This window comes from Pseudomonas multiresinivorans (assembly GCF_012971725.1).
Taxonomy (GTDB): domain Bacteria; phylum Pseudomonadota; class Gammaproteobacteria; order Pseudomonadales; family Pseudomonadaceae; genus Pseudomonas; species Pseudomonas multiresinivorans.
Genome location: NZ_CP048833.1, coordinates 654471 through 670265, shown reverse-complemented (window position 1 = coordinate 670265; position 15795 = coordinate 654471). Strand labels below are relative to the sequence as shown.

The following is a 15795-nucleotide window of genomic DNA, read 5'->3' as shown; positions in this document are numbered from 1 at the left end:
CGGCCAACGGCAATTACTCGGCACTTACTTCGCGAATGCCACCTTGGCTGCCGCCAAGGCCGGTTTGCCGTCACGGGTAGTCACGCCGGCGAGCCAGGCGTCGAGCAGTTCCGGATGGTCCTTCAACCAGGCTTTGGCCGCTTCTTCGGGCTTCTTGCCCCCGTTGAGCACGGCGTCCATGAGCTTGTTCTCCATGTCCAGGGTGAAGGTCAGGTTGGTCAGCAGCTTGCCGACGTTCGGACATTCCTGGGCGTAGCCCTTGCGCACGTTGGTGTAGATGGTCGCGCCGCCATAGTTGGGGCCGAACACGTCATCGCCACCTTCGAGGTACTTCATCTTGAAGCGGGTGTTCATCGGATGCGGTTCCCAGCCCAGGAACACGATCCACTGGTTGCGCCGGTCCGCGCGCCCGACCTGCGAGAGCATGCCGGCTTCGCTGGACTCCACCAGCTTGAACTTGCCCAGGCCGAACTGGTTCTTGTCGAGCATGCCCTGGACCAGGCGGTTGCCGTCGTTGCCCGGCTCGATGCCGTAGATCTTGTTGTCGAGCTTGTCGGCGAACTTGGCGATGTCGGCGAAGGACTTCAGGCCGCCGTCATAGGCCGCCTGGGTGACGGCCAGGGTGTACTTGGCACCCTCGAGGTTGGCTTTCACCGTCTCCACCGACCCGTTGTCGGCGTAGGGCTTAATGTCGTTGGCCATGCTCGGCATCCAGTTGCCGAGGAAGACGTCCAGGTCCTTGTTCGCCAGCGACTTGTAGGTCACCGGCACGGAGAGCATGGTCACCTTGGTCTTGTAGCCAAGGGATTCCAGCACCTGTCGGGTAGTAGCGGTGGTCACGGTGATGTCGGTCCAGCCGACGTCGGAGAAACGTACCGTGCCGCACGAGTCAGGTTCAGCGGCCTGAACCGCCAGCGGCGCACCTAGGGACACAGCCAGCAGCAAAGACTTGAAACCATTCATGAGCGTACTCCTCTGCGGGGTTGGGGCGCCGGCGCTGCCCACTTCGGGGCGCGGCGGTCTGAATTATGGTTGGGGCCTGGGAGGGCCCTTTTGTTGTCATTTCGTAAACGATCATGGAGCAGGAAAATTTCGTCGCCTACCGGGTGGGTCGCATCCAGTGCAGGCGAAGTCGTATTCAGCACCAGCCATGTCGCATCCAGTGGAAAGGCCCGGTTCCAGCGACTTCCAGAGGCCCGGATCAATCCATGGCGGCGGTTTTCTGGCCCCCTGGCGCCGCGCCCGATGAGCCGGGAGCGACACCCTGCAACCAGCCGTCGAGCACCTGCGGGTTGGCTTTCAACCAACTCTTGGCGGCCTGGCGGGGATTGCGTCGCTCGTTGAGCACCGCATCCATCAGCTGGTTCTCCATCGCCAGGTCGAATTTCAGGTTCTTCAGCAGCCGCGCGACATTGGGGCACTCCTGAAGATAGCCTGCTCTGACGTTGGTGAAGACCGTCGCACCGCCATAGTTGGGACCGAAGTAGGAATCCCCTCCCTCCAGATAGTTCATTTGGATTCGGGTATTCATCGGGTGCGGTTCCCAGCCCAGGAACACGATGGGCTGCTTCAAGGCCCCGGCTCGCTTGACGTAGGCCAGCATGTCGGCCTCGCTGGATTCCACCAGCTTGAAGTCGCCCAGGCCGAAGGCCTTTTCCTTGATCATCTTCTGGATCAGCTGGTTGCCATCGTTGCCCGGCTCGATGCCGTAGATGCGCCCGCCCAGCTGCTCCCTGAATTTTGCGATATCGGCAAAAGTCTTCAGCCCGGCCTCGTACGCGTAATGCGGGACCGCCAGGGTGTACTTGGCGCCTTCGAGGTTGGCGCCCACGGTTTCCACCTGGCCCTTGTCGGCGAAAGGCTTGATGTCGTTCGCCATGCTCGGCATCCAGTTGCCGAGGAACACGTCGATCTTCTTCTCCGACATCGCCTTGTAGGTGTCCGGCACCGACAGCCGCACTACCTGCGTGCGGTAGCCCTGATGGCTGAGCACCAGGCGGGTCACCGCAGTGGTCACGGTGATGTCGGTCCAGCCGACATCGGCGAAGCGCACCACGGCGCAGGATTCGGGTTCGGCGGCGCGAGCAGCGCCCGGTAGTACCACGGATAACGCCAACAGCGACGACACAAGACTCTTCATGAGGCCAGCCTCTGACTGCGGAGAAGGGGGGTGGATACGGGCGAACGCTGCCGTTCGTCGGTGGCGGATCATGGAACAGCGCGGCGGTGCGCGCCTATCGACCGGTCGTGGTTCGCGCGGCTCATGTCGTAATGGGACAAGCTTTCGTCGGCGCCGGAACACGCGCTCCCGAGCCCTGCACCGACGGGGTGCGCAAGCGGCGTTAATGGATACGGCCGCGTCGCCGATGGACGCAGCCGGTGCGGGACTTGGGCCGATCATGGCCGGGCATCGCGGGCACAGGGACGTGCCTCCTCATCCCTTCAAGAGATGCTCCTTCAAGGATGCGCAGCTCGCCCGGAGTCCGGCATGGCAATCAGTGTGTTCGACCTGTTCAAGATCGGTATCGGCCCTTCCAGTTCGCACACGGTCGGCCCCATGCGCGCCGCCGCGCTGTTCGTCGGCGCCCTGCGCGAGCGGCAGATGCTCGAACGCACCAGCCGCGTGGAAGTTCGCCTGTACGGCTCGCTGTCCGCCACCGGCGTCGGCCACGGCACCGACCGCGCAGTGATCATGGGCCTGATGGGCGAATGGCCGGACCGCATCGACCCGCGCCAGATCGAACCGCGCATGGCTGAGCTTCGAAAGAGCGGCGGATTGTTGCTGGCCGGCGAAAGAACAATCCCCTTCGACTGGATCCGCGACATGCGCCTGCTCGAAGAGAACCTGCCCTACCACCCCAACGCCATGCGCCTGACCGCCATCGAAGGGGACCAGGTGCTGCACAGCGACACCTACTACTCCATCGGCGGCGGCTTCGTGGTCGACGAGGAACAGGCCGCCTCCGGCAGCCTCGACACCGACAGCACCGTGCTGCCCTACGACTTCGCCAGCGCCGCCGAACTGCTCATGCTCTGTCGCCGCCACAACCTGCGCGTGTCCGAGCTGATGATGGCCAACGAACGCATGTGGCGCAGCGAAACCGACATCCGCGAAGGCCTCAAGGTCATCTGGCAGGCCATGCGCGACTGCGTGAACAACGGCCTGAGCCAGGAAGGCATCCTCCCCGGCGGCCTCAACGTACAGCGCCGCGCCGCGCGCCTGCACCGTAGCCTGCAGGACATCGGCAAGCCCAACGTCATCGGCTCGACGCTCTCGGCCATGGAATGGGTCAACCTCTTCGCCCTCGCGGTGAACGAGGAAAACGCCGCCGGCGGGCGCATGGTCACCGCGCCCACCAACGGCGCGGCCGGCATCATCCCGGCGGTGCTGCACTACTACATGCGCTTCAACCCCGACGCCAGCGACGACGACGTTACCCGCTACTTCCTGGCCGCCGCCGCCGTCGGCATTCTGTGCAAGAAGAACGCCTCCATCTCCGGCGCCGAAGTCGGCTGCCAGGGCGAAGTCGGCTCCGCCTGTGCCATGGCTGCCGCGGGCCTCGCCGAAGTGCTCGGCGCCTCTCCCGAACAGGTGGAGAACGCCGCCGAGATCGGCCTGGAACACAACCTCGGCCTGACCTGCGACCCGGTCGGCGGCCTCGTCCAGGTGCCCTGCATCGAACGCAACGCCATCGCCGCGGTGAAGGCCATCAACGCCGCGCAGATGGCGCTGCGTGGCGACGGCCAGCACTTCATCAGCCTCGACCAGGTGATCCGCACCATGCGCAACACCGGCGCCGACATGCACGACAAGTACAAGGAAACCTCCCGCGGCGGATTGGCCGTCAGCATCATCGAGTGCTGACCCCGAATCGACCACGCCCGGCCCGGCGCGCCCCCTGATGGCGCAAGCGGAACGCCCGTCCCGACAAGCAAAGGGCGTTACCGTTCCGGGCACAGCACCGCCGGTCGCGTGACCGCTGAGTGCTACCAAAAACCCCAGCCCAAGATCCATGCGTATTTGCGACCTTCGAGGCGTCGCAATCCGGGCCTGCAAAAGCGGCATTCCCATGCCGTTTTCTTTTTTAATTGAACGCCCATTCAACCTAGGCACGGCATTTGCCTTGCTATTGGTAGAAGCGAGCAATCAGAGGAACAGCCGGGGCCAACCCACGGAGCAGTTCCCAACAGAAGAACAAGCATAAGAAACGCCTCCCGTGAGGCGACTGTGACTAGCGTGAGGTGACTGAATGAACGCGTTCAACCCCGGAGTTCCGCCGCAAAACCGAGCTCCGCAGTCCATCGGCTTCCTGCTGCTGGACAACTTCACCCTGATCTCCCTGGCCTCGGCGGTGGAACCGCTGCGCATGGCCAACCAGCTGTCCGGACGCGAACTCTACCGCTGGCACACCCTGAGCCTCGACGGCCGCCAGGTCTGGGCCAGCGATGGCCTGCAGATCACCCCTGACGCGGCCTGCGACAGCGCCCCGCAGATGGATACGCTGATCGTGGTCGGCGGCGTCGGCATCCAGCGCAGCGTCACCCGCGAACACACCACCTTCCTCCAGGCCCAGGCGCGCCTGGGGCGCAAGCTCGGCGCCGTGTGCACCGGCAGCTGGGCCCTGGCCCGCGCCGGCCTGCTCGACGGCTACGACTGCTCGGTGCACTGGGAATGCCTGGCCGCCATGCAGGAAGCCTTCCCCCGCGTGGCCATGAGCACCCGCCTGTTCTCCATCGATCGCAACCGCTTCACCTCCTCCGGCGGCACCGCGCCGATGGACATGATGCTGCACCTGATCGGCCGCGAGCACGGCCGCGAGCTGTCGGCGGCGATCTCCGAGATGTTCATCTACGAGCGCATCCGCAACGAGCAGGACCACCAGCGCGTGCCGCTCAAGCACATGCTCGGCACCAACCAGCCCAAGCTGCAGGAAATCGTCGCGCTGATGGAAGCCAACCTCGAGGAGCCCATCGACCTCGACGAGCTGGCTGTCTACGTCAACGTCTCGCGCCGCCAGCTCGAGCGCCTGTTCCAGAAGTACCTGCACTGCTCGCCGTCGCGCTACTACCTCAAGCTGCGCCTGATCCGCGCGCGCCAGCTGCTCAAGCAGACGTCGATGTCGATCATCGAAGTCGCCTCGGTCTGCGGCTTCGTCTCCACCCCGCACTTCTCCAAGTGCTATCGCGAGTACTTCGGCATCCCGCCGCGCGACGAGCGCCAGGGCCAGCCGATCGGCCAACCGGTCATGGTCATGCCGATCCCGCAGGATCTCGCCCTCATGCCCAACTCCTCGGCCATCTCGGCCCTCAGCCAGGCCCAGGGCGAATCCACCTTTGCCAGCGTGCGGGTGCTCTGAGTCCAGGGAATCGGGAAACGAAAAGGGAGGCCGATGGCCTCCCTTTTTCATTCCTGTGACGCATTGGTCCCCATCATTCAGATTCGTCTGAATCTCATACCGCGCTGAATCTCGCAGTCTCCGAAGGGTTCGCCAGCATCCTTCGGAACCTCGGGACACATGGACACCGCCCTCGAATACCTGGCCCAGCGAACGCGGGAGCTCTATCGCAAGGCCATCGAACAGGACCACGCGAGCCTGACCGGCATTCAGTTGCTGCGCCAACTCGAACGCCTGCGCCCGGAAATCTTCGACGTCAGCCGCCATCTCACCGACCTTTTCGGCGAGCACACTGGCGCGCTCGAACAGGCCAGGGCCGACAAGGCGGAAAAGCTCATCCTCGCCCTGCACCGCCGGCTGCTCGGTGGCTACTGGCACCTGCTGCGCACCCGCCGCGCCGAGCGCAAGACCGCCGCCCTGCTGATGCAACGCATGGTCCGCAGCCTGCAGGAAATCCACTTCAACTGCCTGCAGAACCACCACCCCGCTCCGCCAGGGCTGTGGAGCCTGCTGCACCAGGTGTACGGGCGCGCCCTGCGAATCGAAGTCCAGCACCTGCCGATCGACGACGGCGAAGCCTACGAGCCTCGCAGCCAGACCGTCGCTGCTGGCTATCTGCACTGCCTGCTCGTGGTTGGCTCCCGGCCGCAGGAGATCCCAGCGCAATACCTGCCGGCATTGATCGAATCGACCCAGGTCTTCTCCTCCATCGTGCACATCCGGCCGGAGCAACCTGGCAGCCACTGGCGGCTCGAACGCGAGGTCGACCGCCCCTTCCGCGACCCTGACGCTGCCAGCCACGAACACGGCCTCGCCCTGGAGCTCGACGAACTGCTGGACATGCTCAAGCGCTTCACCGCCGCGAGTGCAGGCGACGCGACCTTTGACCTGAATGCCCACCTGCTCGCCTGCTGGAACGAGCCCGGTGCCGAGCCCTGGCAAGTGTGCCGGGGCTTCCCGGCGCTGCTCGCGCACCTGGGCGTCGCTGACGACACCCGCCTCGATGCGCATCACTTCGAGCGCCAGCAGCAGGTGAGCGATGTCTGGTCCCAGCAAACCGGCAGCCGTGGCGGACTGGACGAAGTGGTCGCGCACCCGCACGACATCGAATTCAGCCGCCAGGAGCTCAAGGCCAGCCTTCCGCCTGCCTGGCCGCTGACGCAGCCGCGTAGCAGCGAACGGCACTTCAGTGGCCACTGGGAGAGCTCGCCGCCGCCCGCCGTCGGCGAGCTGCTTGGCATCCGACAGTCTGCCAGCGGCTCCTGGCACCTGGCACAGGTGGAAAGCCTCCGCCTGCTCGGCGGCGAACGCTACGAGTTGCGCGGCGCCTGGCTGTCCTCACAGCCACGCCCCTGCCGCCTCAGCCTGCGCAGCAAACTGCAGGAAAGCGCGCCACGCCACGGCCTGCTGTTGCCTGAAGAGAATGGGTTGCGCGTGCTCTGCCCGACGCTGCCGCTGGATGCCGGGCGCAAGGTCACGGTGGAAGACCAGGGCCGACGCTACCTGGCCCTGCTGGGCGATCCCATTGGCGACGCCTTTCCGCTGTCACCGCTGGAAGTGGCCGCCGACCTGCCCTGAAGGCAGGGCCGGCGCCAGCGGCGATCACAACGCCTTGGGTACCAGCGCCGGCAGCAACTGGCGGGAGATGGCCTCGCGCACGGCCGGCAGCAGGGTGGCGTTGCCGGCGAGCATTTCCTCCACCAGGCGGCGCAGCGCCAGCGAGCGTTCCGGCGTCAGGCCGCGCACGGCGTATTCGCAGGCCTGCTCCGCGGTGACGTCCGGCGGCACGGCGAAGCCCAGCGCTTGCAGGCGTTCGCGGAAATCGTCCTGGTCGATCAGGTCGGCGTGCATCATCGCGGGTCTCCTTGGGAGCGGCAGGGTCTGCCTCGATTCTGGTAAGCCCGGCGGGGCGCGGCAAGCACCTGTCCGACGGAATGTCCGCGGCGGGCAAGCACAGGTCGTTTTCGGCTAACCGGGGCGGCGACGCGTCGCGCAGACTGGCTGCATACCTCGCTGGCCGGCACCGGCATCGCTGGCGGGGCCTCGCACACGAAAGAGCCTGTTTCGGCTCGATTTGTCCCCTGCCGCGCGTCGGGCGCCGCAGGGGATTTTTTTTGCGCTCAGCGCAGGTGCCGCCGCAATGCCCCCAGCAAGGCGGTGCGCAGCTGCACCACTTCCGCAACGTCGTGGGCGCGCAGGCAACCGTGTACCAGTCCCGCCCCGGCGAAGTACTCCACTTCCACGCCATCGGCCCGCAGGCGATCGCGGTAGAGCGCGCCGTCGTCGCGCAACGGGTCGAACTCGGCAACGGCGATGAAGGCCGGCGGCAGGCCGCACAGGTCGTCGGCCAGCAATGGCAGCGCAAGGGGATCGCGGCGGTCGGAAGGGCGCGACAGGTAGGCGTTCAAACAGTTATCCACATCCTCGCTGGTCAGCAGGGGCGCGTCGGCGCATTGCGTGCGCGATGGCGTCGGCTGATCGCCGAGTGCGGGGTAGATCAGCGCCTGGGCGCCCGGCAGCGGCTCACCCGCATCGCGCAGGGCGATGCAGAGCGCGGCGCTCAGGTTGCCGCCGGCACTGTCGCCGGCCACCACCAGGCGCGAGCTGTCCACTGGCTCGCCCAGCCTGCCGGAACGCAGGCGACGCCAGACCGCCAGGCAATCCTGAAGAGCGGCAGGATAGGGATGCTCCGGTGCCAGTCGGTAGCTGACGGCAACCACCAGCGCCTGTAGCTGTGCGGCCAATTCCGCACAGATGACGTCATGGCTGCCGGCATTACCGAGCATCCAGCCGCCGCCGTGCAGATAGAGCACCGTGGGCCAGCCGCTTGGCGGCGGCAGCGAAGCGGGCCGGTACAGGCGGATTTCGGGCAGGCCCTCCAACAGCACCTCGCTGATGCACAGCCCCGGCGGGCGCGGCGGGCAGAAGGCTTCTGCCATGCGCTCATAGCCTTCGCGCTGGGCGACGAGCGAGGGCTCATCGACGGCCATCGATTGCGTGCGCACGATGAACGCCTGCATGGCAGCGGACAGCGGATAGCGCCGCGTCATACCAGTTCAGCCCGGCAGGCCGATGACGCGGCCGACGTAGTCCGGGCGCGGTAGCGGGCGGTGCGCTTCGGCCAGCGCCAGCACGCGCTCCAGCACCACGCCTTCGAAGGCTGCCGAGCGTGCGCCGCCTTCGAGGTTCACGTGCAGCAGCATCTGTTCACTGGCGGCGAGGGCAAGGTCTTCGCCGGCGCGGTGCAGGCTGTGGAAAACGTGCAGGCGCTTGCGGTCGTGGGCGATCAGCTGGGTGCGCACTTCCACCTTTTCGCCCTCCTTCACCTCGTGCAGATAGTTGAGGTGCACTTCGAGGGTGAACAGGGAATCGTTGGTAGCGGCGCGGTGTTCCGCGTCGAGGCCCAGGTGGTCCATCAGGGCGTCGGTGGCGTAGCTGAACAGCAGCAGGTAGAAGGCGTCGCGCAGGTGGCCGTTGTAGTCGGTCCACTCGGCGAGGATGGGGGTTTCCCAGGTTTTCAGGGCATGCATTTTCGGCTCTCTATTTAGGTCCCCTCTCCCCATCCCTCTAACTAGGCGTCCCCCCCTGAAGAGAGAGGAAGCCGTTCCGAGTGGGCGGTGATCAGAGAGGTTAGTCGGCAAAGGCGAAGCCGTGTTTGGACTTGGTGTCCTTGATGGCGCCGAGCACCGCCAGCAGGCAGTCGTCGCGGTAGCGTTCCAGCTCGGCGATGCTGCGCGAGCCTTGCTGTTCGCTGGTGCCCTCCACCACGCGGTCGATCAGGGTGTCGGTCAGCTCCGGAGCGGGCAGGTAGGTCCAGGGCAGTTGCAGCGCCGGGCCGAACTGGGCCATGAAGTGGCGCATCCCGGCGTTACCGCCGGCCAGGGTGTAAGTCAGGAAGGTGCCCATGAACGACCAGCGCAGGCCGGCGCCGAAGCGGATGGCGTCGTCGATTTCGCCGGTGCTGGCCACGCCATCGTTGACCAGGTGCAGCGCCTCGCGCCAGAGGGCTTCGAGCAGGCGGTCGGCGATAAAGCCCGGTACTTCCTTTCTCACATGCAGCGGCCGCATGCCGAGGGATTCGTAGACCTTGATCGCGGCCTGCACGGCCTCGGGCGCGGTCTTCGCGCCGCCCACCACTTCCACCAGCGGCAGCAGATACACCGGATTGAACGGGTGGCCGACCACGCAGCGTTCGGGATGTGTGGCGTCGGCGTAGAACTCGCTGGGCAGCAGGCCCGAGGTGCTGGAGCCGATCAGGGCGTCGGGCTTGGCGGCGGCGCTGATCTTGGCGTGCAGTTCGCATTTAAGGTCGAGGCGCTCGGGGGCGCTTTCCTGGATGAAGTCGGCGTCGCGCACGCACTCTTCGATGGTGGCGACGAAGCGCAGGCGATCCTGCGAAGCGCCGGGGGCGAGGCCGGCCTTTTCCAGCGCCGGCCAGGCATTGGCGATGCGCGCACGCAGGGCGGCTTCGGCGCCAGGGGCCGGGTCCCACGCGATGACGTCGAGGCCGTGGGCCAGGGCGCGGGCGACCCAGCCGCTGCCGATGACGCCGCTGCCGAGGGCGGCGAAGGTTTTGATGTCGGTGATGAAGGGCATGGTAGCTCCAGCAGGAATGAGGGATTACCTGTAGGAGCGAGCTTGCTCGCGAACAAAGTCCGCAGCGGGGCTGGTTCGCGAGCAATAACGAGGGCGTCCCCCTCGCTCCTACGAAGAGCAGTTCGTACGCAGGGTGATTGGATCAGCGCGGCTTGAGGTTCATCTTCCTGCGCCCCTCAGCCGGGGTCAGGGCGCGGCCGCCCAGGCGCTCGATGATCTCGATGGCGCGTTCGACCAGTTGGCCGTTCGTGGCGTGCACGCCGCGGTCGAGCCAGATGTTGTCTTCCAGGCCGACCCGCACGTTGCCGCCCAGCAGCATCGCCTGGGCGACCATCGGCATCTGCGAGCGGCCGATGCCGAAGCCGGCCCAGGTCAGGCCGTCGGGGATGTTGTCGGCCATGGCCTTCATGGTGGTGGTGTCGGCCGGGGCGCCCCACGGGATGCCGAGGCAGATCTGGATCAGCGGGTCTTCCAGCAGGCCTTCCTTGAGCATCTGCCTGGCGAACCAGAGGTGGCCGGTGTCGAAGATTTCCAGCTCGGCCTTCACGCCCAGTTCGGTGATGCGCTTGGCGCCAGCGCGCAGCTGGGCCGGGGTGGAGACGTAGATGAAGTCACCATCGCCGAAGTTCAGGGTGCCGCAGTCCAGGGTGCAGATTTCCGGCAGCAGTTCCTCGACGTGCTTCAGGCGCTCCAGCGGGCCGACCAGGTCGGTGCCGGCGCCGAACTCCAGCGGCTGTTCGCCCTGGCCAATCTGCAGGTCGCCGCCCATGCCGGCGGTGAGGTTGATGATGACGTCGGTGTCGCTCTCGCGGATGCGCTCGACCACTTCGCGGTAGAGATTTACGTCGCGGCTGGGCTTGCCGGTCTGCGGGTCGCGGACGTGGCAGTGGGCAACGGTGGCGCCGGCCTTGGCAGCCTCGATGGCGGCGGCGGCGATTTCCTTCGGGGTGACGGGAATGGCCGGGTGCTTGCCGACGGTGTCGCCGGCGCCGGTCACCGCGCAGGTGACGATTACTTCGTAGTTCACGGTGGCTGTCCTTCTTGAGGTCGAACGAACCCACTGCGCGCCAGGCGACGCGCAGGGAGTTGCTGGTAGGTGGTTACTTGAGCGAGGCCTGCACGGCGGCGAGGCCGTCCTTGCCGTCGAAGGTTGTCACGCCGTCGAGCCAGGCCTTGAGCGGCTCGGGGTTCTGCTTCAGCCAGGCCTTGGCGGCATCCACCGGCTGGCTGCGGTCGAGGATCGGCACCATCACCTGGCTCACCTGCTGGCTGCTGAACTTGAGGTTGTGCAGCAGCTTGGCGACGTTGCCGCACTGCGCCTGGTAGCCGCCGGCGGTCATGATCGAGACGGTGGCGGAGCCTTCGTTCGGGCCGAATACGTCGTCGCTGCCGGTGAGGTATTTCATGTCGATCTGCAGGTTCATCGGGTGCGGCTTCCAGCCGAAGAACACCACCCACTGCTTGCGCTTGATGGCGCGCTTGACCGCGGTGAGCATGCCGGCCTCGCTGGATTCGACGATCTGGAAACCCTTCAGGCCGAACTTGTCGTCGGCGATCATCTTCGCGGTGATGCGGTTGGAACCGCTGCCGGGCTCGATCAGGTAGATCTTGTTGCCCAGCTTGTCCTTGAACTTGGCGATGTCGGCGAAGGTCTTCAGACCGCCGTCGTAGACGTAGGTCGGCACGGCGTAGGTGGACTGCGCATCGGGCAGCGTCGGCGGGGTGATCACGTCGAGTTGCTGCTTGTCGAGGTAGGGCTTGGCCACCGGCTGCATGGTCGGCTGCCAGTAACCGAGGAAGACGTCGAGCTGCTTGTCGGCCATACCGGCCAGGATGATCTGCTGCGAGGCGCTGGTCTGCTTGACCTTGTAGCCCAGGCCGTCGAGCACGGCTTCGGCCACGGCGCTGCTGGCTACCACGTCGGTCCAGTTCACCGTGCCCATGCGCACGTTCTGGCACTGGGCGGGCTCGGCGGCCCAGGTGGTGCTGGCGGCGAGCATGAGCGCGGCACAGCCGAACGCTCGGATCGATAGCTTCATGACTTCTCCCTCAATGCCTTTGCGGCGTTGGTTATCGTTGTTGTACGTCATGCGGCCCTCACGGGGGCTGGAGAACAAATTACGCAGGCGCCGCCCCGTTGAGTCGCACAGTGGCGACCAGCTCTTGCACAGCAGCGACCTCCCCGATTGCCAGGGTGACGTCCATGGTCCATAAGCAGGGGCAGGCTGCCACTATGCCGCCCTCCAATCGCACGGTACCCGCCATGTCCCAAGACTTCTGGTTCCTGCTGTTGCCCGGTTTTTCGGTGATGGGTTTCGTTTCCGCCGTCGAGCCGCTGCGGGTGGCCAACCGCTTCCGCGGCGAGTTGTACCGCTGGCACCTGATGAGCCTGGACGGCGGGCCGGTGCTGGCCAGCAACGGCATGTCGATGAACGCCGACAGCGGCCTGCAAGCGCTGCGCGAAGGCGACACGCTGCTGGTGGTGGCAGGTTTCGAGCCGCTGCGCGCCTGCACGCCGGCGCTGCTGCACTGGCTCAAGCGCCTGGATCGTGATGGCGTGACGCTGGGCGGCATCGACACCGGCAGCTTCGTGCTGGCCGAGGCCGGCCTGCTGCAACGCCAGCGCTGCACGGTGCACTGGGAGGCGCTGGACGCCTTCCGGGAGACTTATCCACAGGTGCAGGCGACCCAGGAGCTGTTCGAGATCGACGGTCCGCGCATCACCTCCCCCGGCGGCACTGCGTCCATCGACCTGATGCTCGACCTGATTGCCCAGGACCATGGGCCCGAGCTGGCCGTGCAGGTGTCGGAGCAGTTCGTGGTCGGGCGCATCCGCCCTCGCCAGGATCACCAGCGCCTGCAGGTCGCCAGCCGCTACGGGGTGAGCAACCGCAAGCTGGTGCAGGTGATCGGCGAGATGGAGCGCCACACCGAGCCCCCGCTGACCACGCTGGAGCTGGCCGAACGCATCCAGGTTACCCGGCGCCAGCTGGAGCGCCTGTTCCGCCTCCACCTGAACGACACGCCGTCGAACTTCTATCTCGGCCTACGCCTGGACAAGGCGCGCCAGCTGCTGCGCCAGACCGACATGAGCGTGCTGGAGATCGGCGTGGCCTGCGGGTTCGAAACGCCTTCCTACCTGTCGCGCAGTTACCGGACGAAGTTCGGCGTGTGCCCGAGCCAGGATCGGGTGGGGTTGCGCAAGGTTGTCGCCAAGGCCGTCATCCCGCACACCCTGTAGGAGCGAGCTTGCTCGCGAACGGAATCAACCGGCAGCGTCGGAGCTGGGTGGGTTCGCGAGCAAGGGCTAGGCGCCCCCCTCGGTCCTACAGAAAGCAAAAGCATCTGCTGCGATTGGCAATATCTGTGGGACTACCGTCATTTACCCATCCACAGACCAGGCGGAGGATGGGCACCAGGTTCCTCACCCACTGCCTTCGGAGGCCATCATGAGCGAAGCCCGTCCCCCCCTCCCGCCGTTCACCCGCGAAACCGCGATCCAGAAAGTCCGCCTCGCCGAGGACGGCTGGAACAGCCGCGATCCCCACCGCGTGTCGCTGGCCTACACACCGGACAGCCGCTGGCGTAACCGCGCGACCTTCGTCCAGGGCCGCGAGCAGATTGTCCAGTTCCTCACCGCCAAGTGGGTGCGCGAGCAGCAGTACCGGCTGATCAAGGAACTCTGGGCGTTTACCGAGAACCGCATCGCCGTGCGCTTCGCCTACGAATGGCATGACGATTCGGGCAACTGGTTCCGCTCCTATGGCAACGAGAACTGGGCCTTCGACGAGAACGGCCTGATGTTCGAGCGCCACGCCTGCATCAACGACCTGCCGATCAGCGAGGACGAACGCCTGTTCCATTGGCCGCAAGGGCGCCGGCCGGATGAGCATCCGTCGCTGAGCGAGCTGGGGCTGTAGAGGGTTATTCACAGCATCGGAGTGGTCCGTATCGCGCCGGGAGCCAATCGCGGACAGAGTCCGCTCCTACGCAAAGGGAAATCCCGGAGTCAGCCCTGTAGGAGCGAGCTTGCTCGCGAACAGATTCAGCCGACGACTCCATCGGCCGGGCTGGTTCGCGAGCAAGCTCGCTCCTACATGAAGCCCCTCAGGCCGGAACGGCGCGGGCGGGAACGGTGGAGGAGATGCGGCTGTCTTCCAGGATCATCGCCGCCGCCCGCTCGCCGAGCATGATGCAGGGCGCGTTGGTGTTGCCACTGATGAGTGTCGGCATGATCGACGCGTCCACCACGCGCAGCCCCCTCAGGCCATGCACGCGCAGGCGCAGGTCAACCACCGCCATCGCGTCCTCACCCATCTTGCAGGTGCCCACCGGGTGGAACACGGTGGCGGCGTATTCGCGCAGGTGCTCGAGCAATTGCTCGTCGGTCTGCACCTGCGGGCCGGGCAGCATTTCGGCGCCGCGAATCTTGTCGAACTCCGGCTGGGCGAGGATCTTGCGCGCCAGCTTCACGCCTTCCACCAGCACGCGGCCGTCTTCCTCGTTGGCGAGGAAGTTGTAGTCGATCTCGATGTCGCCGCCGGGCTTCACGCGCAGCTCGCCGATGCTCTTCGGGCGCAATACGCAGGTATGCACGGCGTAGCCATGGCCCCACTCGAACAGGCGGCCACGGTGGCTGCGGTAACCGGGCACGAAGTGGAACTGCACGTCGGCCAGCGAATCGGCCAATGGCGTGCGGGCGAAGCCACCGGCCTCGACGTAGTTGGTGGTCAGCCAGCCCTTCTTCGCCAGCAGGTACTTGAACGGCGACAGCAGGATCTGCGGCAACGAGCCGAGGGAGAAGCCCAGGCTCAGCGGGCTGGGCGAGCGCACGGTGACCAGGCCGTCGAGGTGATCCTGGAGGTTCTTGCCCACGCCCGGCAGGTCGTGTTTCACCGCGATACCGGCGGCTTTCAGTTCTTCGCCCGGACCGATGCCCGAAGCCAGGAGAATCTGCGGCGAGCCGAGGGAACCAGCGGACAGGATGACCTCGCGGCGCGCCAGCAGGCGCTCGCCGCTGCGCAGTTCGAGGCCGGTGACGCGCTCGCCTTCCAGCAGCAGGCGGCCCACCTGGCGGTCGGTCAGCACGGTGAGGTTCGGCCGCTGCAACGGCGCGACGAAGGCACGGTAGCTGCTCAGGCGCTTGGCGTCCTTCTGGGTCACGTTGTAGATGCCCACGCCCTCGAACTCGCGGCCGTTGAAGTCATCGTTGCGGCGCAGGCCGATGCGTTCGCCAGCCTTGATGAACAGGCTCGACAGCGGGTTGGGATCACGCGGCTTGTCCACCACCAGCTCACCGAGGGTGCCGTGCAGCGCCGGGTCCTGGCCGAGCAGGTTGCGCTCGGACTTCTTGAAGAACGGCAGCACGTCCTTCCAGCCCCATCCGGGGCAGCCGTCCTGCTCCCAGCGGTCGTAGTCGGAGGCGTGGCCACGGATGTAGATCATGCTGTTCATCGAGCTGGAGCCGCCCAGGGCCTTGCCACGCGGGCAGTGCAGCGAGCGGTTGTTCAGGCGCTTCTGCGGCGCGGAATAGAAGTTCCAGCTGAAGATCTTGCTCTTGTACAAGGTGATGGTGCCGGCCGGGGTCTGCACGCGCAGGCTGGCATCGCTGCCGCCGGCTTCCAGCAGGCAGACGCGCACGGATGGGTCGGCGCTCAGGCGGTTGGCCAGCACACAGCCGGCGGAACCGGCGCCGACGATGAGGTAGTCGTAGGTGGAGTCGTGGGTGGAGGACATGGGGGCTCCCTTTGGAGTGTTGCGTGAATGGTGGAGCGCCCTCACCCCAACCCTCTCCCGGAGGGAG

14 protein-coding genes are annotated in these 15795 nt (G+C 66.1%); 5 read left to right on the top strand and 9 right to left on the bottom strand.

The genetic code is table 11. From position 1 onward, the window contains the following. Positions 1-24: 24 nt before the first annotated feature. The gene (locus G4G71_RS03120) at positions 25-963 is read right to left on the bottom strand and encodes a choline ABC transporter substrate-binding protein (RefSeq protein WP_169935363.1); all 939 of its coding nucleotides are present in this window, start codon (positions 961-963) and stop codon (positions 25-27) included. Between the two features lie 238 nt (positions 964-1201). Further along, on the bottom strand, positions 1202-2140 hold the full coding sequence (locus G4G71_RS03115) for a choline ABC transporter substrate-binding protein (RefSeq protein ID WP_169935362.1): 939 nt from the start codon (positions 2138-2140) through the stop codon (positions 1202-1204). 348 nt (positions 2141-2488) lie between these two features. On the opposite strand from G4G71_RS03115, the gene G4G71_RS03110 reads away from it, so the two are divergent. The 3 genes from G4G71_RS03110 to G4G71_RS03100 all read left to right on the top strand — a co-directional run bounded on the left by G4G71_RS03110 (position 2489) and on the right by G4G71_RS03100 (position 6974). Continuing rightward, positions 2489-3865, top strand: a complete 1377-nt coding sequence (locus tag G4G71_RS03110; RefSeq protein WP_169935361.1) for an L-serine ammonia-lyase — start codon at positions 2489-2491, stop codon at positions 3863-3865. A 385-nt stretch (positions 3866-4250) separates the two neighbouring features. Then, positions 4251-5357 carry a choline metabolism transcriptional regulator GbdR gene (gene gbdR / locus G4G71_RS03105; RefSeq protein WP_024766695.1) on the top strand — a complete coding sequence of 369 codons (1107 nt, stop codon included), beginning with the start codon at positions 4251-4253 and terminating at the stop codon, positions 5355-5357. A gap of 159 nt (positions 5358-5516) precedes the next feature. Beyond that, positions 5517-6974 carry a hypothetical protein gene (locus G4G71_RS03100; RefSeq protein ID WP_169935360.1) on the top strand — a complete coding sequence of 486 codons (1458 nt, stop codon included), beginning with the start codon at positions 5517-5519 and terminating at the stop codon, positions 6972-6974. Positions 6975-6998: 24 nt separating this feature from the next. Here G4G71_RS03100 and G4G71_RS03095 read toward each other — a convergent pair whose 3' ends face one another. The 6 genes from G4G71_RS03095 to G4G71_RS03070 all read right to left on the bottom strand — a co-directional run bounded on the left by G4G71_RS03095 (position 6999) and on the right by G4G71_RS03070 (position 12031). Next, positions 6999-7250 carry a hypothetical protein gene (locus tag G4G71_RS03095; RefSeq protein WP_024766693.1) on the bottom strand — a complete coding sequence of 84 codons (252 nt, stop codon included), beginning with the start codon at positions 7248-7250 and terminating at the stop codon, positions 6999-7001. Between the two features lie 266 nt (positions 7251-7516). Continuing rightward, positions 7517-8446, bottom strand: a complete 930-nt coding sequence (locus G4G71_RS03090; RefSeq protein ID WP_169935359.1) for an alpha/beta hydrolase — start codon at positions 8444-8446, stop codon at positions 7517-7519. 6 nt (positions 8447-8452) lie between these two features. Further along, positions 8453-8926, bottom strand: a complete 474-nt coding sequence (locus G4G71_RS03085) for a thioesterase family protein (RefSeq protein ID WP_169935358.1) — start codon at positions 8924-8926, stop codon at positions 8453-8455. Between the two features lie 100 nt (positions 8927-9026). Beyond that, positions 9027-9992: an L-carnitine dehydrogenase gene (locus tag G4G71_RS03080; protein ID WP_169935357.1), complete on the bottom strand. Its 966-nt coding sequence runs from the start codon at positions 9990-9992 to the stop codon at positions 9027-9029. A 142-nt stretch (positions 9993-10134) separates the two neighbouring features. Beyond that, positions 10135-11019: a 3-dehydrocarnitine:acetyl-CoA trimethylamine transferase CdhC gene (gene cdhC, locus G4G71_RS03075; protein WP_169935356.1), complete on the bottom strand. Its 885-nt coding sequence runs from the start codon at positions 11017-11019 to the stop codon at positions 10135-10137. 73 nt (positions 11020-11092) lie between these two features. After that, on the bottom strand, positions 11093-12031 hold the full coding sequence (locus tag G4G71_RS03070; RefSeq protein ID WP_169935355.1) for a choline ABC transporter substrate-binding protein: 939 nt from the start codon (positions 12029-12031) through the stop codon (positions 11093-11095). 224 nt (positions 12032-12255) lie between these two features. Between G4G71_RS03070 and G4G71_RS03065 the strand changes: the two genes are divergently transcribed. Both G4G71_RS03065 and G4G71_RS03060 read left to right on the top strand, forming a co-directional pair. Beyond that, positions 12256-13233: a GlxA family transcriptional regulator gene (locus G4G71_RS03065; RefSeq protein WP_169935354.1), complete on the top strand. Its 978-nt coding sequence runs from the start codon at positions 12256-12258 to the stop codon at positions 13231-13233. A 208-nt stretch (positions 13234-13441) separates the two neighbouring features. Then, positions 13442-13912, top strand: coding sequence for a nuclear transport factor 2 family protein (locus G4G71_RS03060; protein WP_169935353.1), 471 nt, complete (start codon positions 13442-13444; stop codon positions 13910-13912). A gap of 187 nt (positions 13913-14099) precedes the next feature. Here the strand turns inward: G4G71_RS03060 and G4G71_RS03055 are convergent, their stop codons facing one another. Continuing rightward, positions 14100-15728, bottom strand: a complete 1629-nt coding sequence (locus tag G4G71_RS03055; RefSeq protein ID WP_169935352.1) for a GMC family oxidoreductase — start codon at positions 15726-15728, stop codon at positions 14100-14102. Positions 15729-15795: the final 67 nt, after the last annotated feature.

Coding starts and splice junctions, on each gene's coding strand:
- G4G71_RS03090 (WP_169935359.1), bottom strand. CDS start 8,446: ATGACGCGGCGCTATCCGCTGTCCGCTGCCATGCAGGCGTTCATCGTG.
- G4G71_RS03100 (WP_169935360.1), top strand. CDS start 5,517: ATGGACACCGCCCTCGAATACCTGGCCCAGCGAACGCGGGAGCTCTAT.
- G4G71_RS03120 (WP_169935363.1), bottom strand. CDS start 963: ATGAATGGTTTCAAGTCTTTGCTGCTGGCTGTGTCCCTAGGTGCGCCG.
- G4G71_RS03070 (WP_169935355.1), bottom strand. CDS start 12,031: ATGAAGCTATCGATCCGAGCGTTCGGCTGTGCCGCGCTCATGCTCGCC.
- G4G71_RS03055 (WP_169935352.1), bottom strand. CDS start 15,728: ATGTCCTCCACCCACGACTCCACCTACGACTACCTCATCGTCGGCGCC.
- G4G71_RS03115 (WP_169935362.1), bottom strand. CDS start 2,140: ATGAAGAGTCTTGTGTCGTCGCTGTTGGCGTTATCCGTGGTACTACCG.
- gbdR (WP_024766695.1), top strand. CDS start 4,251: ATGAACGCGTTCAACCCCGGAGTTCCGCCGCAAAACCGAGCTCCGCAG.
- G4G71_RS03095 (WP_024766693.1), bottom strand. CDS start 7,250: ATGATGCACGCCGACCTGATCGACCAGGACGATTTCCGCGAACGCCTG.
- G4G71_RS03060 (WP_169935353.1), top strand. CDS start 13,442: ATGAGCGAAGCCCGTCCCCCCCTCCCGCCGTTCACCCGCGAAACCGCG.
- G4G71_RS03065 (WP_169935354.1), top strand. CDS start 12,256: ATGTCCCAAGACTTCTGGTTCCTGCTGTTGCCCGGTTTTTCGGTGATG.
- G4G71_RS03080 (WP_169935357.1), bottom strand. CDS start 9,992: ATGCCCTTCATCACCGACATCAAAACCTTCGCCGCCCTCGGCAGCGGC.
- G4G71_RS03085 (WP_169935358.1), bottom strand. CDS start 8,926: ATGCATGCCCTGAAAACCTGGGAAACCCCCATCCTCGCCGAGTGGACC.
- G4G71_RS03110 (WP_169935361.1), top strand. CDS start 2,489: ATGGCAATCAGTGTGTTCGACCTGTTCAAGATCGGTATCGGCCCTTCC.